The following is a 16,256-nucleotide window of genomic DNA, read 5'->3' on the forward strand; positions in this document are numbered from 1 at the left end:
TACTAAATAAGAAGGCCCTCCTGAGATAAACATCCTGGAGGGCCTTTTGACTTTTGCTGCCGCCTATAGCTGTGTTAGCGATGCAGCGGAGTCAGCAATCGAATTAGCTGCTGCGAAGCTTACTTAGCAATTCTTCGAGTTTGCGCTGGTCAGCCATAAACTTGCGAATACCTTCTGCCAGTTTGTCCGTCGCCATTTCATCTTCGTTCATTGCCCAGCGGAAATCTGCCTGCGCTAACGCTTCACTCGGTGCGCTGCTGGCTGCTTTGGGAATGAGTTGTTGTGGCAACTCTCCTTGAAGTTCGTCTAGTTCGTTGAGTAGTGCAGGGGATATCGTCAAGCGATCACAGCCAGCGAGCGCCTGAATTTCACCCACGTTTCTGAAACTTGCGCCCATGACGATGGTGGAGTAGCCATGGCCTTTGTAGTAGTCATAAATGCGCTTAACAGACTGCACGCCTGGGTCGTTGGCACCGCTAAAATCTGTGTCAGGGGCTTTGGCTTTATGCCAATCGAGAATACGGCCTACGAACGGTGAAATAAGCGTTGCACCAGCATCTGCACAGGCCTGTGCCTGGGCAAAACCAAATAGTAGGGTTAAGTTAGTGCGAATGCCGTCACGTTCAAGTTGGCGAGCGGCTTGGATGCCTTCCCAGGTCGATGCCATCTTGATCAAAATACGCTCTGGACCCACGCCTTGCTGGGCGTATCGCTCAATCAGCGAGTGTGCTTTGGCAATAGTGGCATCACGATCAAACGATAGTCGGGCACTGACTTCAGTCGACACGTAGCCGGGTACCAGCTCGCTGATTTCGCTGCCGATATCAACGGCTACTCGATCTACTGCGTCTTCCAGGTTGGTGCTTTCTTTAGCAATGCTGGCGAGTCGTGCACGGCGATCTTCCTGCTGGGCCGCTTGCAAAATGAGCGAGGGGTTGGTCGTGGCATCTTGTGGCTTAAAACGGCGGATAGCGTCAAGGTCGCCGGTGTCAGCGACAACCGTGGTCATCTCTTTTAATTGAGTTAGTAGGCTAGTGGCCATGCATCGTTCCTTGTCGTCGTTGAGATAGTTGTCGTTGGGATACTTTAGCAAGGGCATTGCGTGGCGAACAGAGACCGACAAATGAATTGAAATCGATTATTATTAGCGGCCTATCTATTCAGCGGCATTCTCTGCTGAATAATGCCAACTTCAAGGATGTTTATGGAACTTAATCCTCGTCGGGTGGCGCTGTTGGTGGCGGCCAACACAGCGCTTGCGCCGTTTGCGATTGATGCTTACTTACCAGCCATTGGGGTACTGGCAGAAAACATCAATGCGAGTATTCATCATACTGAACTCTCAATCAGTATGTTTTTATTTGGCTTCGCAATCGGCCAGCTGTGCTTTGGGCCACTGTCGGATAGGGTGGGGCGTAAGCCTGTTTTGCTCAGTGGCTTAGTGGTGTTTATGCTCGCAAGCCTAATGATCACCACCGTTGATAGCTTGCCCTCTTTACTGGTATGGCGATTCATTCAAGCATTAGGTGGCGGCGCTTGCGTGGTTAACTCTGCGGCGATTGTGCGCGACTGTTTTAGCGGTCGTGAAGCCGCCAAAGTCATGTCGACGATGGCCATGATCATGATGCTGGCGCCGTTGGTGGCACCTGCCGTGGGTAGCCTCTTGCTGCACATTGCGGGATGGTGGCTGATATTTGTGTTTTTAGCCGCTTATGCAGGGTTTTTGCTTTGGCTGCTAGGTACTCGTTTACCCGAAACACGAGATACTAACTTGCCAGCTGCTTCGCCGCGTCAAGTCGTACGAAACTATGTCAGTGTGCTGCGTCATAAAGAGGGGATGGGCTACATTTGCGCTGTCGCAGCTTCATTCGCTGGGCTGTTTGCTTTTGTAACCGCCTCTCCATTTTTATACTTAGACTACTTCTCACTATCGCCTAGCGTTTACCCAATGGTATTTGGCGTCAATGTTGTGGTGATTGCGCTGTCTAATCGCGTCAATATTCATTTGCTGCGTAAGCGTTCACCACAACAGAACTTACGACTAGGGTTAACGATTCAGTTAATTGCAGCACTGGGGCTGGTTATCGCGACAGCGCTTAATTTTGCGTCGCTGTATGTGGTGGTGCCTCTAGTCATGCTGTTTACCGGCATGATTGGTTTGATCACGCCTAATGCGATTTCTGCGTTATTGGATCATTTTGGGCATATCAGTGCCACGGCGACTGCACTACTAGGTGGCATCCAGTTTAGTTGTGGAGCAATTGCTGGGGTGCTGGTGGGCTTGTTCCAGGTAGAGCACCTATGGCCGATGGTGCTTACTATGCTGGGGGCTGCGTTGCTGGGTAATATCGGCGTCCGAAAGCTGACAAGAAAGCCCGGCTACGGAGATTCGTACTGATGCTTTGTGCGGATGATTGATTTAAATGAATAACTCGTTGCCATGGATAGATATGCCACTTGGCGTGTGGCTAGCCTGTTCAGCCGTATTAATGCTGGGTGCTTTCGTACAGCGTGCGACAGGTTTCGGTTTGGCAGTGGTAGGGGCGCCACTACTGTTGATGCTAGAACCACGTTTGGTGCCGGTAGTACTCGTGTTGTTTGGGTTCACTGTTTCATTGTTGATGGTGCGCCACTACTGGCAAGAAATACGCCTGGACGCGATAGGCATTGCCTTGATTGGCCGCTTGCCAGGGAATGCGCTGGGCATTTGGTTATTGTTAACTGCTCCGTTGGTGGTGCTCGAAAAACTGATCGCCGCTATCGTGCTGTTTGCTGTGATAGTAACGCTGTTTCGTTTTCATCCCCCCGTCAACCGTGTGACGCTGTTCCTGGCAGGTGTGCTGTCAGGCGTCTTTGGCACGGTGGCCGCCATCGGTGGCCCTCCAATCGTTCTGCTAATGCACGGCTTTCCACCCGATCGCCTGCGCGGCAATTTGGCTGCTTTCTTTATTCTGACATCTCTTCTAACGCTTATAACGCTAGCGCTTGCGGGCCAGGTGTCTGCTTGGCATTTTAAATTGGCGTTGACGTTTCTACCTGCCGTGCTAATCGGGAATGCGCTGGCAGATGTGATCGCCCACCGGTTGGATAGACGGTTGCTGCAGGGAGTCTCGCTTGGGCTATGTACGTTAGCCGCATTGGGCTTATTAATGTAGCACTTGTGCAATGCAGCACTCTTAACTGAAAAATCATGCCGATGACTTAGAGTGTCATAAAGTTGTCATCGAAACGGTGCAAAGTACGTCTTGCGAAGGCCAGAACCCTACATCGACAGGAGTATTTCGCATGAACCGTATTCTAAAAACCACCGTTATCGCGGCTGCAGTAATGAGCGTTGCCGGTGTTGCCCAGGCACGTGACCAGATCCGCATCGTAGGTTCCAGTACCGTTTATCCGTTTGCCAGCTATGTTACTGAAGAGTTCGGTGCCACTACTGGTAACCCTACTCCTGTTATTGAATCAACAGGTTCGGGCGGCGGTTTGCGCCTGTTCTGTAATGGTATTGGCGAAGGTACGCCAGACATCACCAACGCTTCTCGTCGCATGAAGGCTTCCGAGTTTGAGCGTTGTGAAGAGAACGGCGTTACCGACATCACCGAAGCTAAAATCGGTTCTGACGGCATCGTATTGGGCCAATCAGGCGAAAATGATGACGTTGCTTTAACCCGTGAACAGATTTTCATGGCGGTAGCTGCCATGGTGCCTGTTGATGGCGAATTGGTTGAAAACCCCTACACCAACTGGAGCGAGATCGACGCTTCGCTGCCAGACCGCGAAATCTCCATTTATGGACCGCCCACGACTTCTGGTACCCGCGATGCATTTGAAGAGCTGGTAATGGAATCTGCGTCTGAGGGCATGGATGTTTACGGCGATGAAGCCTACACCGAAATTCGCTCTGACGGTGTTTACATCGATGCCGGTGAAAACGACAACCTGATCGTTCAGCGCCTTTCAGAAGACACCGGTGCCTTTGGTATCTTCGGCTACTCTTTCCTTGAAGAGAATGCTGACACTATCAGCGCCGCCAGCATTGATGGCGTAGTGCCTGAGGCCGACGCGATCAGTTCAGGTGAGTACCCGGTAGCACGCTCACTGTGGTTCTACGTGAAGAACCAGCATGCTGAAGAAGTATCGCCGATGTACGACTACGTCGATATGTTTATGAGCGAGATGATGATTGGCAGCGATGGCTATCTGCGCGATATCGGCTTGATCGTTCTGCCAGAAGCTGAGCGTGAAGAGTGGCGCCAAAGTGTCGCTGACCGCACGACAATGACAGCAGACGTTCTTAAGTAAGTTGGTAGGTCAAGTGTAAAGGTGGCCGGCAGCGCAAGCTGTCGGCCCATTATTGTTGATAAGTTTCTTAACCGGTGACGACGTGAGAGAGATGCGATGCAGACCAACCAGCTTCTACTGATTTTTTGTGCTGCACTATTGCTGCTGGGGCTGCTGGCTTTTTTTGCTGGCCGTTCAAAAGCCGCTCGGTTCCGTAGCGCGGGCACGGCTATGTTTGCTCAGCCAGATCAATATGCCTGGTTTACCGTGCTCTCTACCGCCGGGCCTGCGGTACTTGTTAGTGCGCTAGGAGCATTTGCGCTGCTATTAATGGGGGCAAATATCCCCACGCTCTATTTATTTGCGGCGAGTTTGGTAGTGGCAGCCATAGGGCTAATGGTGAGCCTTAACCTAGTGAAGCCTGATTTTCATGCCCGTCAAGCCATAGAATCGGTAATCGGTAAAGTCTTGGCTGGGGCAGCATTAATTTCGATTTTCACTACCTTTGGCATTTTGTTCTCGATCATTTCCGAGGCGCTGCGCTTTTTTCAAATGCACAGCTTCTGGGAATTTATTACCGGCACCACCTGGAACCCGGGGGCAAGCTTTTTAGCTGCAGCGGGTCGCGGCGATGGTGGCGGTGCTGAGTTTGGCTCGGTACCGCTGTTCGCTGGTACCTTTATGATTACTGCTATCGCCATGCTGGTGGCGGTGCCTGTCGGTTTGCTCTCAGCAATTTACATGTCCGAATTTGCGCCAAGTAAAGTGCGCACCGTTGCCAAGCCGGTGTTAGAGGTTTTGGCGGGCATTCCTACCGTGGTTTACGGCTTTTTTGCCGCCATCACCGTAGCGCCGATTATCGTTAATATCGCTGGTTTTTTGGGGCTCGACGCTTCTTATAACAATGCGCTGGCGCCTGGCATTGTGATGGGCATTATGATCATACCGTTTATCTCATCGCTGTCTGATGACGTGATCAACTCGGTGCCAGATAGCATGCGCCAAGGGTCGTTGGCACTGGGCATGACCAAAGGGGAGACCATTCGTGATGTGGTAGTGCCCGCTGCAATGCCCGGGATTATCTCTGCTGCGCTCTTAGGTATGTCGCGTGCGATGGGTGAAACAATGATTGTGGTGATGGCCGCAGGTATGCGTCCCAACTTAACCGCCAACCCGCTGGAAGATATGACCACGGTCACCGTGCGCATTGTGGCAGCATTAACTGGCGACCAAGAGTTTGCAAGTGCTGAAACGCTATCGGCTTTCGCGTTAGGGCTTGTGCTGTTCGTTGTTACGCTTGTGCTTAATTTGGTGTCGGTTCTGATGATCCGTCGTTTCCGCGAAAAATATCGCGTGAATAACCTGTAACGTCGAGGAACTGTTTCGATGAGCCATACTTTTGACGAAATCAGCCAGCAGCTTAAAAAGCGCCACCGGAAGTCTACCCGCCTCAAATGGATAACCATGGGGTCGTTAGGGCTGGCAGGCTTGTTCCTGGTGCTGTTTTTTGCAGACATGCTGACTAAAGGTCTGCCTGCTTTTCAGCAAGCGTATATACAAGTCGAGATCAACTATACCGAAGAAGCCGAAACCGATGGGCGGAAGGCGTTTGATGAAGAGCTGCTGCCCATTATCAGCCGCACGGTAGTGCGCGTGATCCCGATGGAACTTCGCAATAATCCTGACATGATTGGTACCAGCGAAACCCAGTGGGTGCTATCGACCAGTGGGGTGGATCAGTATCTGAAAGGTCACCGGCATCGTTTAAGTGAAGAAGAACAGGCGGCTATTGATGCCCTGGTTGAAGCGGGTCAGGTAGATCTTCGCTTCAATAGCACCTTTTTTGGTTCGGGTGATTCAAAAATTGCCGAGAATGCAGGTATCCTCTCGGCCGTTGTCGGTACCGTGATGACAATGATCGTCACCCTAGCTATCTCGTTTCCTATCGGCGTTATGACGGCGATTTATCTGGAGGAGTTTGCTCCAGACAACCGCTTTACTCAGCTCATTGAAATTAATATCAACAACCTTGCTGCGATTCCCTCGATTCTGTTTGGTCTGCTGGGTCTTGCGATCTTTATTAACTTCTTTGGGGTGCCGCGTTCGTCGCCGTTAGCGGGTGGTATGACTCTGGCGCTGATGACGCTCCCCGTTATTATTATCTCAACACGTACTGCGCTGCGTAGCGTGCCGGAATCCATCCGCCATGCTGGTTTTGGGGTGGGGTGTTCGCGCTGGCAAGTGGTGCGGGATCACGTTTTACCGTTAGCTATGCCAGGTATTATGACCGGCTCTATTATTGGCTTGGCGCAAGCGATGGGTGAAACAGCACCGTTGATTATCGTGGGTATGGTGGCTTTTATCCCCGATGTGGGTGCTTCATTTACCGAAGCAGCCACCGTCATGCCAGCTCAAATATTTACCTGGTCAGGTGAGCCAGAGCAGGCGTTTGTAGAAAAAACCGCCGGCGGTATTTTGGTGCTACTCACCATACTCATCTCACTCAACGCCTTTGCCGTTGTGTTACGTAAGAAATTTGAGCGTCGCTGGTAGGCCAGCGCGATAGAGGACATGATTATGAATAGCCAAGCACCCGTAATGAATAGCCAAGCATCTGTAATGAATGGCCAGCAAGTCCCTGCGGCTGGGCAACCCTACACACGAAACGACGCTGCGTGCCACGACCTGAGCTTCCGGGTTCGCGATTTGAATCTGTGGTATGGCAAAAACCAAGCGTTGAATAATCTGAATATTGATCTATTTCAGAAAAATGTGACGGCACTGATTGGCCCTTCGGGGTGTGGTAAGTCGACGTTTTTACGCTGCTTGAACCGCATGAACGACTTGATTCCTAGCGTACGAGTCGAAGGCTTGGTTGAGATGGATGGGCTAGATGTTAATGCGCCTAAAATGGATGAAGTGGCGCTGCGTCGCCGGGTGGGCATGGTATTCCAAAAGCCTAATCCGTTTCCTAAGTCGATCTTTGAAAATATCGCTTACGCACCACGCATGCACGATTTGGTCAGTCGTAAAGCCGAGCAGGAAGAGTTGGTTGAAAAGGCGCTACGCGACGCCGGGCTGTGGAACGAGGTGAAAGACAAGCTGCATGAGCCAGGTACCTCTCTCTCTGGTGGTCAACAACAGCGTTTGTGTATTGCCCGAGCGATTGCAGTACAGCCAGATGTGATTTTAATGGATGAACCGACTTCGGCGCTTGACCCGATCTCGACCGCAACCATCGAAGATTTGATGGATAAGCTGAAAGAGCAGTTCACCATTATTACCGTGACGCATAATATGCAGCAGGCCGCACGGGTAGCCGACTACACGGCATTTTTCCACCTGGGGGAAATCATCGAGTACAACGATACCAAAGTGATGTTCTCAACCCCGGCACAGAAAAAAACCGAAGACTATATCTCCGGTCGTTACGGTTAACTAAGACTGCCTGTAGGCTAGCCCCAAGCTAACCTGCAGGCATTTTTTTATTTTTTCATATATGTTTTTTCGTATATTGGCATTGCGAATTTTTGCACTATTCATTTATTTAGACGTTCATGCATACGTTTATCTAAATAGGAGGCCCCATGACATTACGTATCGGTATTAACGGGTTTGGTCGTATTGGCCGATTGGCACTGCGAAGCTTATGGGCTGAGGTTGAAGCTGGGGCAGTAGAGCTTGTGCGTATTAACGACCCAGGCGGTGATTCGGCAACCTTTGCCCACCTGCTTGAGTTTGATTCGGTGCATGGCCACTGGTCTCCAGGTGAAGGGATTGCAGCTTATGACGATGCGATTGTTTTAGATGGTAAAACGGTTGCGTTTAGCGCCAATAAAGCGATTGCCGACAGTGACTGGTCTGCCTGTGACGTGGTCATCGAGTGCTCGGGTAAAATGAAAGAAACCGCCAAGCTCCAGGCGTATCTTGATCAAGGCGTTGCGCGCGTAGTGGTGAGTGCGCCGATTAAAGAAGAGGGCGTGCTGAACGTGGTAGTAGGTGTCAACGATCATCTTTATGACCCTGCTCAGCACCGGATCGTAACGGCCGCTAGCTGTACCACAAACTGCTTAGCCCCGGTGGTTAAAGTGATTCAGGAAACCTTTGGTATTCGCCATGGTTCGATGACGACGGTACACGACATTACCAACACCCAAACAATTCTAGATGCGCCGCACAAAGACCTACGTCGTGCTCGTGCCTGTGGTATGAGTTTGATTCCGACGACAACGGGCTCTGCAAAAGCAATCACTGCCATCTTTCCCGAACTGGAAGGCAAGCTGAATGGTCATGCCATTCGTGTGCCGCTGGCCAATGCATCGCTCACCGATATGGTGTTTGAGCTTGAGCGCGAGGTCACGGTGGAAGAGGTCAATCAAGCGCTGAAAGCGGCCGCGGAGGGAGGACTCGCCGGTATTTTGGGTTATGAAGAGCGCCCGCTGGTATCGATTGATTATCGCACTGACCCGCGCAGCTCCATTATTGATGCGCTTTCTACCATGGTGGTCAACGGCACCCAGCTTAAGCTTTACGCCTGGTATGACAACGAGTGGGGCTATGCCAACCGCACGGCCGAGTTGGCGCTAATGGTAGCTGGTGAGAAGACAGTTAAAGAGCAGATGGGCCGTGGCTGATTCGCCGTTTCTCAAAATGCGCGTCCGAGTCAGAGCGCTGCCGTTTGAAGTTCGCCAATACATGTTGATCACTGGCAACTACTGGGCGTTTACCATTACCGACGGCGCGCTACGCATGCTGGTGGTGATGTATTTCCACCAGCTAGGTTACTCGCCGCTGCAAATCGCCATGCTGTTTCTGTTCTATGAAGCGTTTGGCGTCGTGACCAACTTGGTCGGCGGCTGGCTTGGTGCGCGGTTAGGCTTGAACCGCACGATGAATGTGGGGCTGGGGCTACAAATTGTTGCGCTTGCCATGCTGATGGTGCCCGCAGGGATGCTCACGGTTGTTTGGGTGATGGCGGCGCAGGCACTGTCTGGCATTGCCAAAGACTTAAATAAAATGAGTGCTAAAAGTGCGGTCAAAGTATTGGTGCCTAAAGAGAGTGCCAACGCTAATAGCTCTCTCTACCGCTGGGTAGCGATGCTGACCGGTTCTAAAAATGCGCTAAAAGGCTTGGGTTTTTTTGTTGGGGGAGTACTGCTAACGCTGATTGGTTTCCGAGGCGCGGTGATTGCCATGGCGGTGATGCTTAGCGCGGTATTAATGGTCTCCTTGTTGCGCTTAAAAGCAGACCTAGGACGCCAAAAAGTAAAACCCAAGTTTTCGGAGATTTTCTCCAAGTCTCGTGCCATCAACGTGCTTTCAGCGGCGCGCTTTTGCTTGTTTGCATCAAGAGATGTCTGGTTCGTAGTGGCACTGCCGGTGTTCCTATACGATCAGCACGGCTGGAGCCACTGGACGGTGGGGGGGCTACTGGCAGCATGGATTATTGGCTACGGTGGGGTACAAACCCAGGCACCTAAACTGACCCAGTTGATTGAAGGGGATGCCCGCTCGCTAACCGCAGGATGGGCAGCCGCTTTAGCAGTACTAGCGATTTTATTGGCGTTGTTACCGCTGGCGCAGGTGGGTTGGCTGGTGGTCGGGCTTTTAGCGTTTGGTGTGCTATTTGCGATTAACTCCAGCTGGCACAGTTACCTGATCGTTCATTACGCTCGTGCTGATGGCGTCTCGATGGATGTCGGCTTTTACTATATGGCCAACGCCATGGGGCGTTTGGTAGGAACCTTGCTGTCAGGCTGGCTATATATGGCGTACGGATTGAGCGCCTGTCTTTGGGTATCGGCGGCCTTCGTGACAGCCAGCTCCGTGATGGCACTGGCGTTGCCTAGACAAGCTGCTTAAAGGCCAGTTTCTAGCCTGCTGATAACGCTGCACCGTCCACATAAAGGTGGCGCAATTTCCACCAACCTTCAACGCCAATGCGCAGTCCTTGGTTAGCAAGGTCGGGGTCAATGTAGATCGAAACACTATCTTGAAGATGGTGCTGATAGTGTTGGGTATCTTCTGGATGGTGCGCTTCGGCTACCGCTAGCTTGGCGAGGCCTCCGCAGCAGCCGTGGCGAGGGGAAAGCCGAACAGTGACGCTTCCGCCTTGTTGTTTAATGAACGCCACTGCGTTGCTGTCGATATCAATGACATGGCTCATTGCTCACCCCTTACTATTGTCCTGGCATGTGGTTCCTATATTAGCTCGCTGGATAGTGGATGGTTTCGCCATTCTCTTTGGTAAAGTGTGCAACGGGTTGCTCAAGCAGCTCCAATACTCGTTCGGGTGGGCGACACAGGCGCGCGCCTTTTTGGCTAATGACGATAGGACGATTGATCAGAATCGGGTGCGCTAGCATGGCGTCAATCAACTGATCATCGTCTAGCGAAGAGTCATTCAATTTGAGCTCATCAAAAGGCGCGCCCTTTTGGCGCAGCAGCTCTCGTGGTGATATCTTCATCATCGCGAGTAGCGCTACTAGGCGCTCTCGGCTGGGCGGTGTTTCCAAGTAGTGAATTACCTCGGGGTCTTCGCCCGACGCCTTGATCATTGCCAGCGTATTGCGCGAAGAGCTGCAGTTAGGGTTGTGGTAGATGGTGACCATTCAGGGTACTTCCTCTCAGGTTTATGCTAATGAGCAGGCGAAGGAAAATGCTGACGCGTGTTGTTGGCAATGCGTACCAGTGCGAGCATAAGCGGTACTTCAACTAAAACACCCACTACTGTGGCTAGCGCGGCGCCTGATTGTAAGCCAAACAGTGCAATGGCGGCTGCAACTGCCAGCTCAAAAAAGTTGCTGGCACCGATCATTGCACCTGGGGCAGCGATGTTGTGCGGTACACGCCATGCTTTGGCCCAGCCATAGGCGATAAAGAAGATCAAAAATGTTTGGATAATCAGCGGAATGGCGATTAATACGATATGCAGCGGATTATTCAGAATAACGTCGCCTTGGAAAGCGAATAGAAGCACTAGAGTAATGATTAACCCGATGGGCGTGATTGGGCCAACGCGCTTCATTAACACGTTGTCGTACCATTCAGCTCCGCGCTTGGCGATCAGCGTTTTACGGGTGATATAGCCAGCGGTAAGCGGAATGACGATGTACAGCACCACCGATAAAATAACCGTGTCCCAGGGCACTTGGATGTTTGAGATTCCTAGTAACAGCACCACAAGCGGCGCAAAGGCAAACAGCATAATCAAATCATTCAAAGCTACTTGAACCAGCGTGTAAGCCGCATCACCTCGAGTCAGGTAGCTCCATACAAATACCATCGCGGTGCAAGGGGCTGCCCCCAATAGTATGGCGCCCGCTAGGTATTGGCTGGCCAGTTCCTCAGCAATAAATGGCTGAAAAATCACCATGAAAAACAGCCAGGCCAAGGCGAACATTGTGAAGGGTTTAATCAGCCAGTTGACCGTGGTGGTAATGGTCAGGCCCTTTGGCTGGCGGCGCACTCCTGCAATCGCACTGAAATCAATCTGCGCCATCATGGGAAAAATCATCGCCCAGATTAATACGGCAATTGGAATGGAGACCTGGGCATACTCAAACCGTGATAACACCTCTGGCACGGCAGGGGCGAACTGCCCAAGTGCAATCCCGGTAACAATGGCAATTGCTACCCATACGGAAAGGTAGCGTTCAAACAGCCCCATATCGGCACTGGTGGGTGATGAATTGCTCTGGGTCGTCATAAAGCCACTCCCTGATCAAATAGCACGTTGACTGACGCGTTTGGAGACTTCTTCTGCACTCTCTTTACGCTCAGAGTAACGGTCGGTTAGCAGATCGCTGCGCTCACGAACCAGCAGGGTGAACTTCACCAGTTCTTCCATAACATCAACAATGCGGTCATAAAATGGAGAAGGCTTCATGCGACCGTTGTCATCAAACTCCATAAAAGCCTTAGGTACCGATGACTGATTTGGAATCGTCACCATGCGCATCCAGCGCCCTAAAATACGCAGCTGATTTACCGTGTTAAACGACTGGGAGCCACCGCACACCTGCATTACTGCAAGCGTTTTGCCCTGGGTGGGGCGAACGCCGCCTAAGGCAAGAGGAATCCAGTCAATTTGTGCTTTCATAATGCCAGTCATTGCACCGTGGCGTTCAGGTGAGCACCACACCATGCCATCGGCCCACTGTGCCAGTGTACGCAGCTCATCCACTTTAGGGTGGCTCGCATCTTCCGCATCCGGCAGGGGTAAGCCACGCGGATCAAAAATCTTTGTACTTGCCCCCATTGCATTGAGTAGCCGAGCGGCTTCTTCAACGGCTAAGCGGCTGAATGAACGCTCGCGTAATGAGCCGTAAAGCAGCAGGATTTTGGGGGCAGGCTGGTCACTCGAGGGAAGCCTCAACGTTTCATGATTGGGAGCTTCAAACAGACTACTGTCTACGTTGGGTAAATCGTCAAACAATGCCATTGGTGGTGGCCCTTTGATGTCGAAGAAGTGGTTATTGATCGTTATGATATATGTTTTTTCGTATATTTGTACCGGTAACTAGCAGGCTGCAATAATGACGTCATCTTGAAGGCGTAAATTGCTGAAATCACACCCATCAAGAGGTCATTTATTTATGCCAAAGCGCCGCGTGCTGTTCCTTTGTAATGCCAACTCTGCACGGTCTTTGATGGGAGAAGCGCTGCTTCGCCAGATGGCCAGTGATCGCTTTGATGCTTTCAGCGCAGGTTCCGAGCCAGATGAACCCCATGCGCTAACGTTAGAGGCACTGCATAAACAAGGCCTTGCTACGGAAGGGTTGCGTAGTAAGTCACTGGATGAGTTTGAGGACGACTACTTCGACTTTGTCATTGTACTTTGCGATAAGGCGCAACAGGTTTGCAGAGACTGGCAAGGGCGCGCCAGAGAAGTGCTCTTCTGGGATATTCGTGATCCGAGGCTAATTAGTAAATTAGATGCATACGAGCAAGCGCTACTGGAGATTCGTCGGCGTCTGCAGCTATGGCTGTCCCTGCATGCTCATGATCAGCCACGTGGTTGAAAGAATTTATGCGTATGGTGAATAGTTTAAGCGTTAAAGCGAGCTGGGCGCTGGTGTTAGTGACCTTCACCTGCCTCATATTGGCGATTGGTGGGTTGGGGTTATTTGCCAATCACTTTGGCCGTGAGGCGTTTACGTCGCTGCAGCAACGAGATATGAATCAGGTACGTGAGCTTAACGGGGCCTATACCCAGCTGCTGCGTGCTCGTATACAAATGAACCGAGCTGCTGAGCTAATTCGTACTCCCTCTTTTGAGCGTCCAGAACCTTTGTTAGAGGAAGCGGGGAGCTTGTTGAGTACGGCGTCAGCCCGCTTTAACGCTTTCCACTCAAGTTTTGCTGAGGATGAGCGGCTTGAGCTTGTGGATCAGTTGGCGAATGATTTCCACTCACTGGTTAATAATAATTTAAGTTTGCAAATGATGATGCTGGAAGAGCGCGATGTTCGAGGCTTCCTATCTGGCGAGTCTCGCGTGGATGAGAGTAGTCAGCAGTTTGTGACTGCTGCGGAAGCCTTCTACGGTTACTCGGTCGCCCGTGGCGCTGGGCTGCTTGATCGCTTTCAAAAAGTATCGTCGCTACTATTTTGGGGAGTGCTTGGCGTTGTTGTTGTGGCAATGCTGGTCATCGCGTTAGTGGTATGGGGCGTGCGTAACAATGTTTTGCAGCCTTTGCGTGTAATAACGCAGCACTTTAAACGCATCGCCAAGGGCGATTTATCAACGCCAGTCGACGCCCATGCCGCGAATGAAATTGGTCTGTTGTTTAGCGAATTGGCAAATATGCAGCATTCGCTAACGTCGACGGTGAACCATCTTAACAACAGTAGCCAACAGGTTTATACCGATAGCCAAGTGATGGCAGCTCAAAGCCAACAATTGGCGGGGCAAACTGACTCGCAAGTAGCCGCGCTCGTACAAATGGCGGCAAGCCTCAAGCAGTTAACCGCAACCGTAAATCAGAATGCAGAAAGTGCGGCGCATGTGAGTCAAGCGACGACGGGGGTCGCTCATAAAGCGCAGCAAGGTGATCAAGTGATTGCCCAGTTCATAGCGACTATGCAGGCCATTAACAAGCACTCCGAAGAAATACAAAGCATTATTTCCATGATTGAAAGTATTGCCTTCCAAACGAATATTCTGGCTTTGAATGCCTCTGTTGAGGCAGCGCGTGCGGGTGAGCACGGGCGTGGCTTTGCGGTGGTGGCTAGCGAAGTAAGGGCGTTAGCAACGCGCAGTGCTGATGCGGCACATGAGATTCGGTCGCGTATTGAAGCATCTCGCCAGAGTGTTGAGGAGGGGAGTGAGTTATCTCAGCAAGCGGGTGAGCATACGCGCGATATTATGCAGTCGGCCACTCAGGTAGAGCAGTTGATGGCAAGGATAGCCAGCGCGTCGGAAGAGCAGCGTCGTGGTATTGAGGAAGTGAACAGGGCGGTCACGCAAATTGATATGACAACCCAAGATACGCTGAAGCTGGTCAATCACGCGGCACAAAGTGCTGAAGGACTAACTCAAGAAGCTCTGAAAATGCGTGAATATGCTGGTCAATTTCGCATGGTTGAGGATCAGCTTAGCAATAATCATGATGATATCAGTGAAGCTACAGAGGCGCTCAAGTCATTGGACTGGCAGACATTGGCCACTTCAGAAAAGTATGGCGGTAGGGAGGATAAACGCGCCTTGGCATGATCAGTATGGCAAGGCGCGGATGGGTTGATTATATTAGTCGATTAGTTCAACAGCCACAGCGGTGGCTTCGCCACCACCAATGCACAGGCTGGCAATACCACGTTTGCCGCCTTTGGTGCGTAGGGCGTGAATAAGCGTCGCAATGACGCGTGAACCTGTTGAGCCAATTGGGTGCCCTTGGGCACAAGCGCCGCCAAACACGTTGACTTTCTCGTGGGGTAGCCCCAAGTCATCCATCGCCATTAACGTAACGACAGCGAACGCTTCGTTAATCTCAAACAGATCAACGTCGTTAACGCCCCAGCCAAGCTTTTTCATCAGCTTTTCAATGGCACCGACTGGCGCAATGGTGAATTCGCTTGGATGGCGGGAGTGGGTGGTATGGCCAAGCATTTTCGCTAGTGGCTTTACACCATGGCGCTTTGCGGCTTCATGGCTGGCCAAAATAAGTGCGGATGCACCGTCGGAAATTGAGCTAGCGTTGGCAGCAGTAATAGTACCGTCTTTAGCAAACGCCGGGCGCAACTGGCGGATTTTATCTAGCTTCGCTTGGAAAGGCTGTTCATCATGCTCGACCAGCGTTTCACCTTGGCGGCTGGTGACTGTTACCGGTGCCATTTCTGCCGCTAAGTGGCCGTTATTGGTAGCGTCCATAGCGCGCTCTAGGGATGCAATGGCAAAGTCATCCAGACGCTCGCGCGTGTAGCCACGCTCTGAGGCAACATCCTGAGCGAAAACGCCCATCAATTTGCCGGTTTCGGCATCTTCTAAGCCGTCAAGGAACATGTGGTCCTTTAGCTCGCCATGACCTAGACGATAACCACCACGCGCTTTAGTGAGTACGTGTGGGGCATTAGACATCGATTCCATGCCGCCCGCGAGCAGCACTTCCCCCGTCCCGGCTTTGATCAAATCGTGGGCTAGCATGGTGGCTTTCATGCCAGAACCACACAGTTTATTGATCGTAGTCGCACCATTGGCATCGGGAATGCCAGCCTGACGCATGGCCTGGCGGGCTGGCCCTTGTTTTACGCCGGCGGGTAGTACACAACCCATGATGCCTTCTTCAATAACGGATGCTTCGATACCCGCTCGCTCTATGGCCGCGCGGATTGCAACGGCCGCAAGTTCGGGAGCCGTCATGCTAGAAAGACTACCCATCATGCCGCCCATTGGCGTGCGGGTGGCAGATAAAAATACAACCTCGGTGGCATTACTCATTTGTGCGTCTCCTGTCGGATTTCTTGTGATTATCTTGCCGTAA

General features: G+C 51.7%; 16 protein-coding genes. 10 read left to right on the plus strand and 6 right to left on the minus strand.

What is annotated here, in order from left to right; all coding sequences use genetic code 11:
- Nucleotides 1-103: 103 nt before the first annotated feature.
- Entirely contained in the window at nt 104-1,042 is a 939-nt protein-coding gene (gene tal, locus CEK60_RS03840) for a transaldolase (protein WP_089037898.1), read from the minus strand.
- Nucleotides 1,043-1,204: 162 nt separating this feature from the next.
- On the opposite strand from tal, the gene CEK60_RS03845 reads away from it, so the two are divergent.
- The 8 genes from CEK60_RS03845 to arsJ all read left to right on the plus strand — a co-directional run bounded on the left by CEK60_RS03845 (nt 1,205) and on the right by arsJ (nt 10,140).
- A complete protein-coding gene (locus CEK60_RS03845; protein ID WP_089037899.1) occupies nt 1,205-2,398 on the plus strand; it encodes a Bcr/CflA family multidrug efflux MFS transporter in 1,194 nt (397 codons plus the stop codon).
- A 25-nt stretch (nt 2,399-2,423) separates the two neighbouring features.
- On the plus strand, nt 2,424-3,155 hold the full coding sequence (locus CEK60_RS03850) for a sulfite exporter TauE/SafE family protein (RefSeq protein ID WP_089037900.1): 732 nt from the start codon (nt 2,424-2,426) through the stop codon (nt 3,153-3,155).
- A gap of 130 nt (nt 3,156-3,285) precedes the next feature.
- Entirely contained in the window at nt 3,286-4,299 is a 1,014-nt protein-coding gene (locus tag CEK60_RS03855) for a substrate-binding domain-containing protein (protein ID WP_089037901.1), read from the plus strand.
- Between the two features lie 96 nt (nt 4,300-4,395).
- Nucleotides 4,396-5,646 (plus strand): phosphate ABC transporter permease subunit PstC, encoded by a 1,251-nt coding sequence (pstC, locus tag CEK60_RS03860; protein ID WP_089037902.1) that lies wholly within the window; start codon nt 4,396-4,398, stop codon nt 5,644-5,646.
- A gap of 18 nt (nt 5,647-5,664) precedes the next feature.
- A complete protein-coding gene (gene pstA / locus CEK60_RS03865; RefSeq protein ID WP_089037903.1) occupies nt 5,665-6,831 on the plus strand; it encodes a phosphate ABC transporter permease PstA in 1,167 nt (388 codons plus the stop codon).
- Between the two features lie 45 nt (nt 6,832-6,876).
- Nucleotides 6,877-7,716: a phosphate ABC transporter ATP-binding protein PstB gene (gene pstB, locus CEK60_RS03870; protein WP_089040842.1), complete on the plus strand. Its 840-nt coding sequence runs from the start codon at nt 6,877-6,879 to the stop codon at nt 7,714-7,716.
- Between the two features lie 149 nt (nt 7,717-7,865).
- Entirely contained in the window at nt 7,866-8,912 is a 1,047-nt protein-coding gene (locus CEK60_RS03875; protein WP_089037904.1) for an ArsJ-associated glyceraldehyde-3-phosphate dehydrogenase, read from the plus strand.
- A 16-nt stretch (nt 8,913-8,928) separates the two neighbouring features.
- Nucleotides 8,929-10,140 carry an organoarsenical effux MFS transporter ArsJ gene (gene arsJ, locus CEK60_RS03880; protein WP_089040843.1) on the plus strand — a complete coding sequence of 404 codons (1,212 nt, stop codon included), beginning with the start codon at nt 8,929-8,931 and terminating at the stop codon, nt 10,138-10,140.
- Nucleotides 10,141-10,150: 10 nt separating this feature from the next.
- Here arsJ and CEK60_RS03885 read toward each other — a convergent pair whose 3' ends face one another.
- Genes CEK60_RS03885 through arsH form a run of 4 tightly spaced genes read right to left on the minus strand, consistent with a single transcriptional unit; the run spans nt 10,151 to nt 12,721 of the window.
- Entirely contained in the window at nt 10,151-10,444 is a 294-nt protein-coding gene (locus CEK60_RS03885; RefSeq protein ID WP_089037905.1) for a CC/Se motif family (seleno)protein, read from the minus strand.
- A gap of 40 nt (nt 10,445-10,484) precedes the next feature.
- Nucleotides 10,485-10,889: an arsenate reductase (glutaredoxin) gene (gene arsC / locus CEK60_RS03890; RefSeq protein WP_089037906.1), complete on the minus strand. Its 405-nt coding sequence runs from the start codon at nt 10,887-10,889 to the stop codon at nt 10,485-10,487.
- A gap of 26 nt (nt 10,890-10,915) precedes the next feature.
- A complete protein-coding gene (gene arsB, locus CEK60_RS03895; protein WP_089037907.1) occupies nt 10,916-11,986 on the minus strand; it encodes an ACR3 family arsenite efflux transporter in 1,071 nt (356 codons plus the stop codon).
- 15 nt (nt 11,987-12,001) lie between these two features.
- Nucleotides 12,002-12,721 carry an arsenical resistance protein ArsH gene (arsH, locus tag CEK60_RS03900; protein WP_089037908.1) on the minus strand — a complete coding sequence of 240 codons (720 nt, stop codon included), beginning with the start codon at nt 12,719-12,721 and terminating at the stop codon, nt 12,002-12,004.
- Nucleotides 12,722-12,875: 154 nt separating this feature from the next.
- Here arsH and CEK60_RS03905 point away from each other — a divergent pair, with 154 nt between their 5' ends.
- Both CEK60_RS03905 and CEK60_RS03910 read left to right on the plus strand, forming a co-directional pair.
- Nucleotides 12,876-13,301, plus strand: a complete 426-nt coding sequence (locus tag CEK60_RS03905; protein ID WP_089037909.1) for an arsenate reductase ArsC — start codon at nt 12,876-12,878, stop codon at nt 13,299-13,301.
- Between the two features lie 14 nt (nt 13,302-13,315).
- Complete coding sequence (locus CEK60_RS03910; RefSeq protein ID WP_232471462.1) at nt 13,316-14,992, plus strand: methyl-accepting chemotaxis protein; 1,677 nt, start codon at nt 13,316-13,318, stop codon at nt 14,990-14,992.
- Between the two features lie 33 nt (nt 14,993-15,025).
- Here CEK60_RS03910 and CEK60_RS03915 read toward each other — a convergent pair whose 3' ends face one another.
- On the minus strand, nt 15,026-16,213 hold the full coding sequence (locus CEK60_RS03915; protein ID WP_089037911.1) for an acetyl-CoA C-acyltransferase: 1,188 nt from the start codon (nt 16,211-16,213) through the stop codon (nt 15,026-15,028).
- Nucleotides 16,214-16,256 lie beyond the last annotated feature (43 nt).

Source organism: Halomonas sp. N3-2A, assembly GCF_002216165.1.
Taxonomy (GTDB): Bacteria; Pseudomonadota; Gammaproteobacteria; order Pseudomonadales; family Halomonadaceae; genus Vreelandella.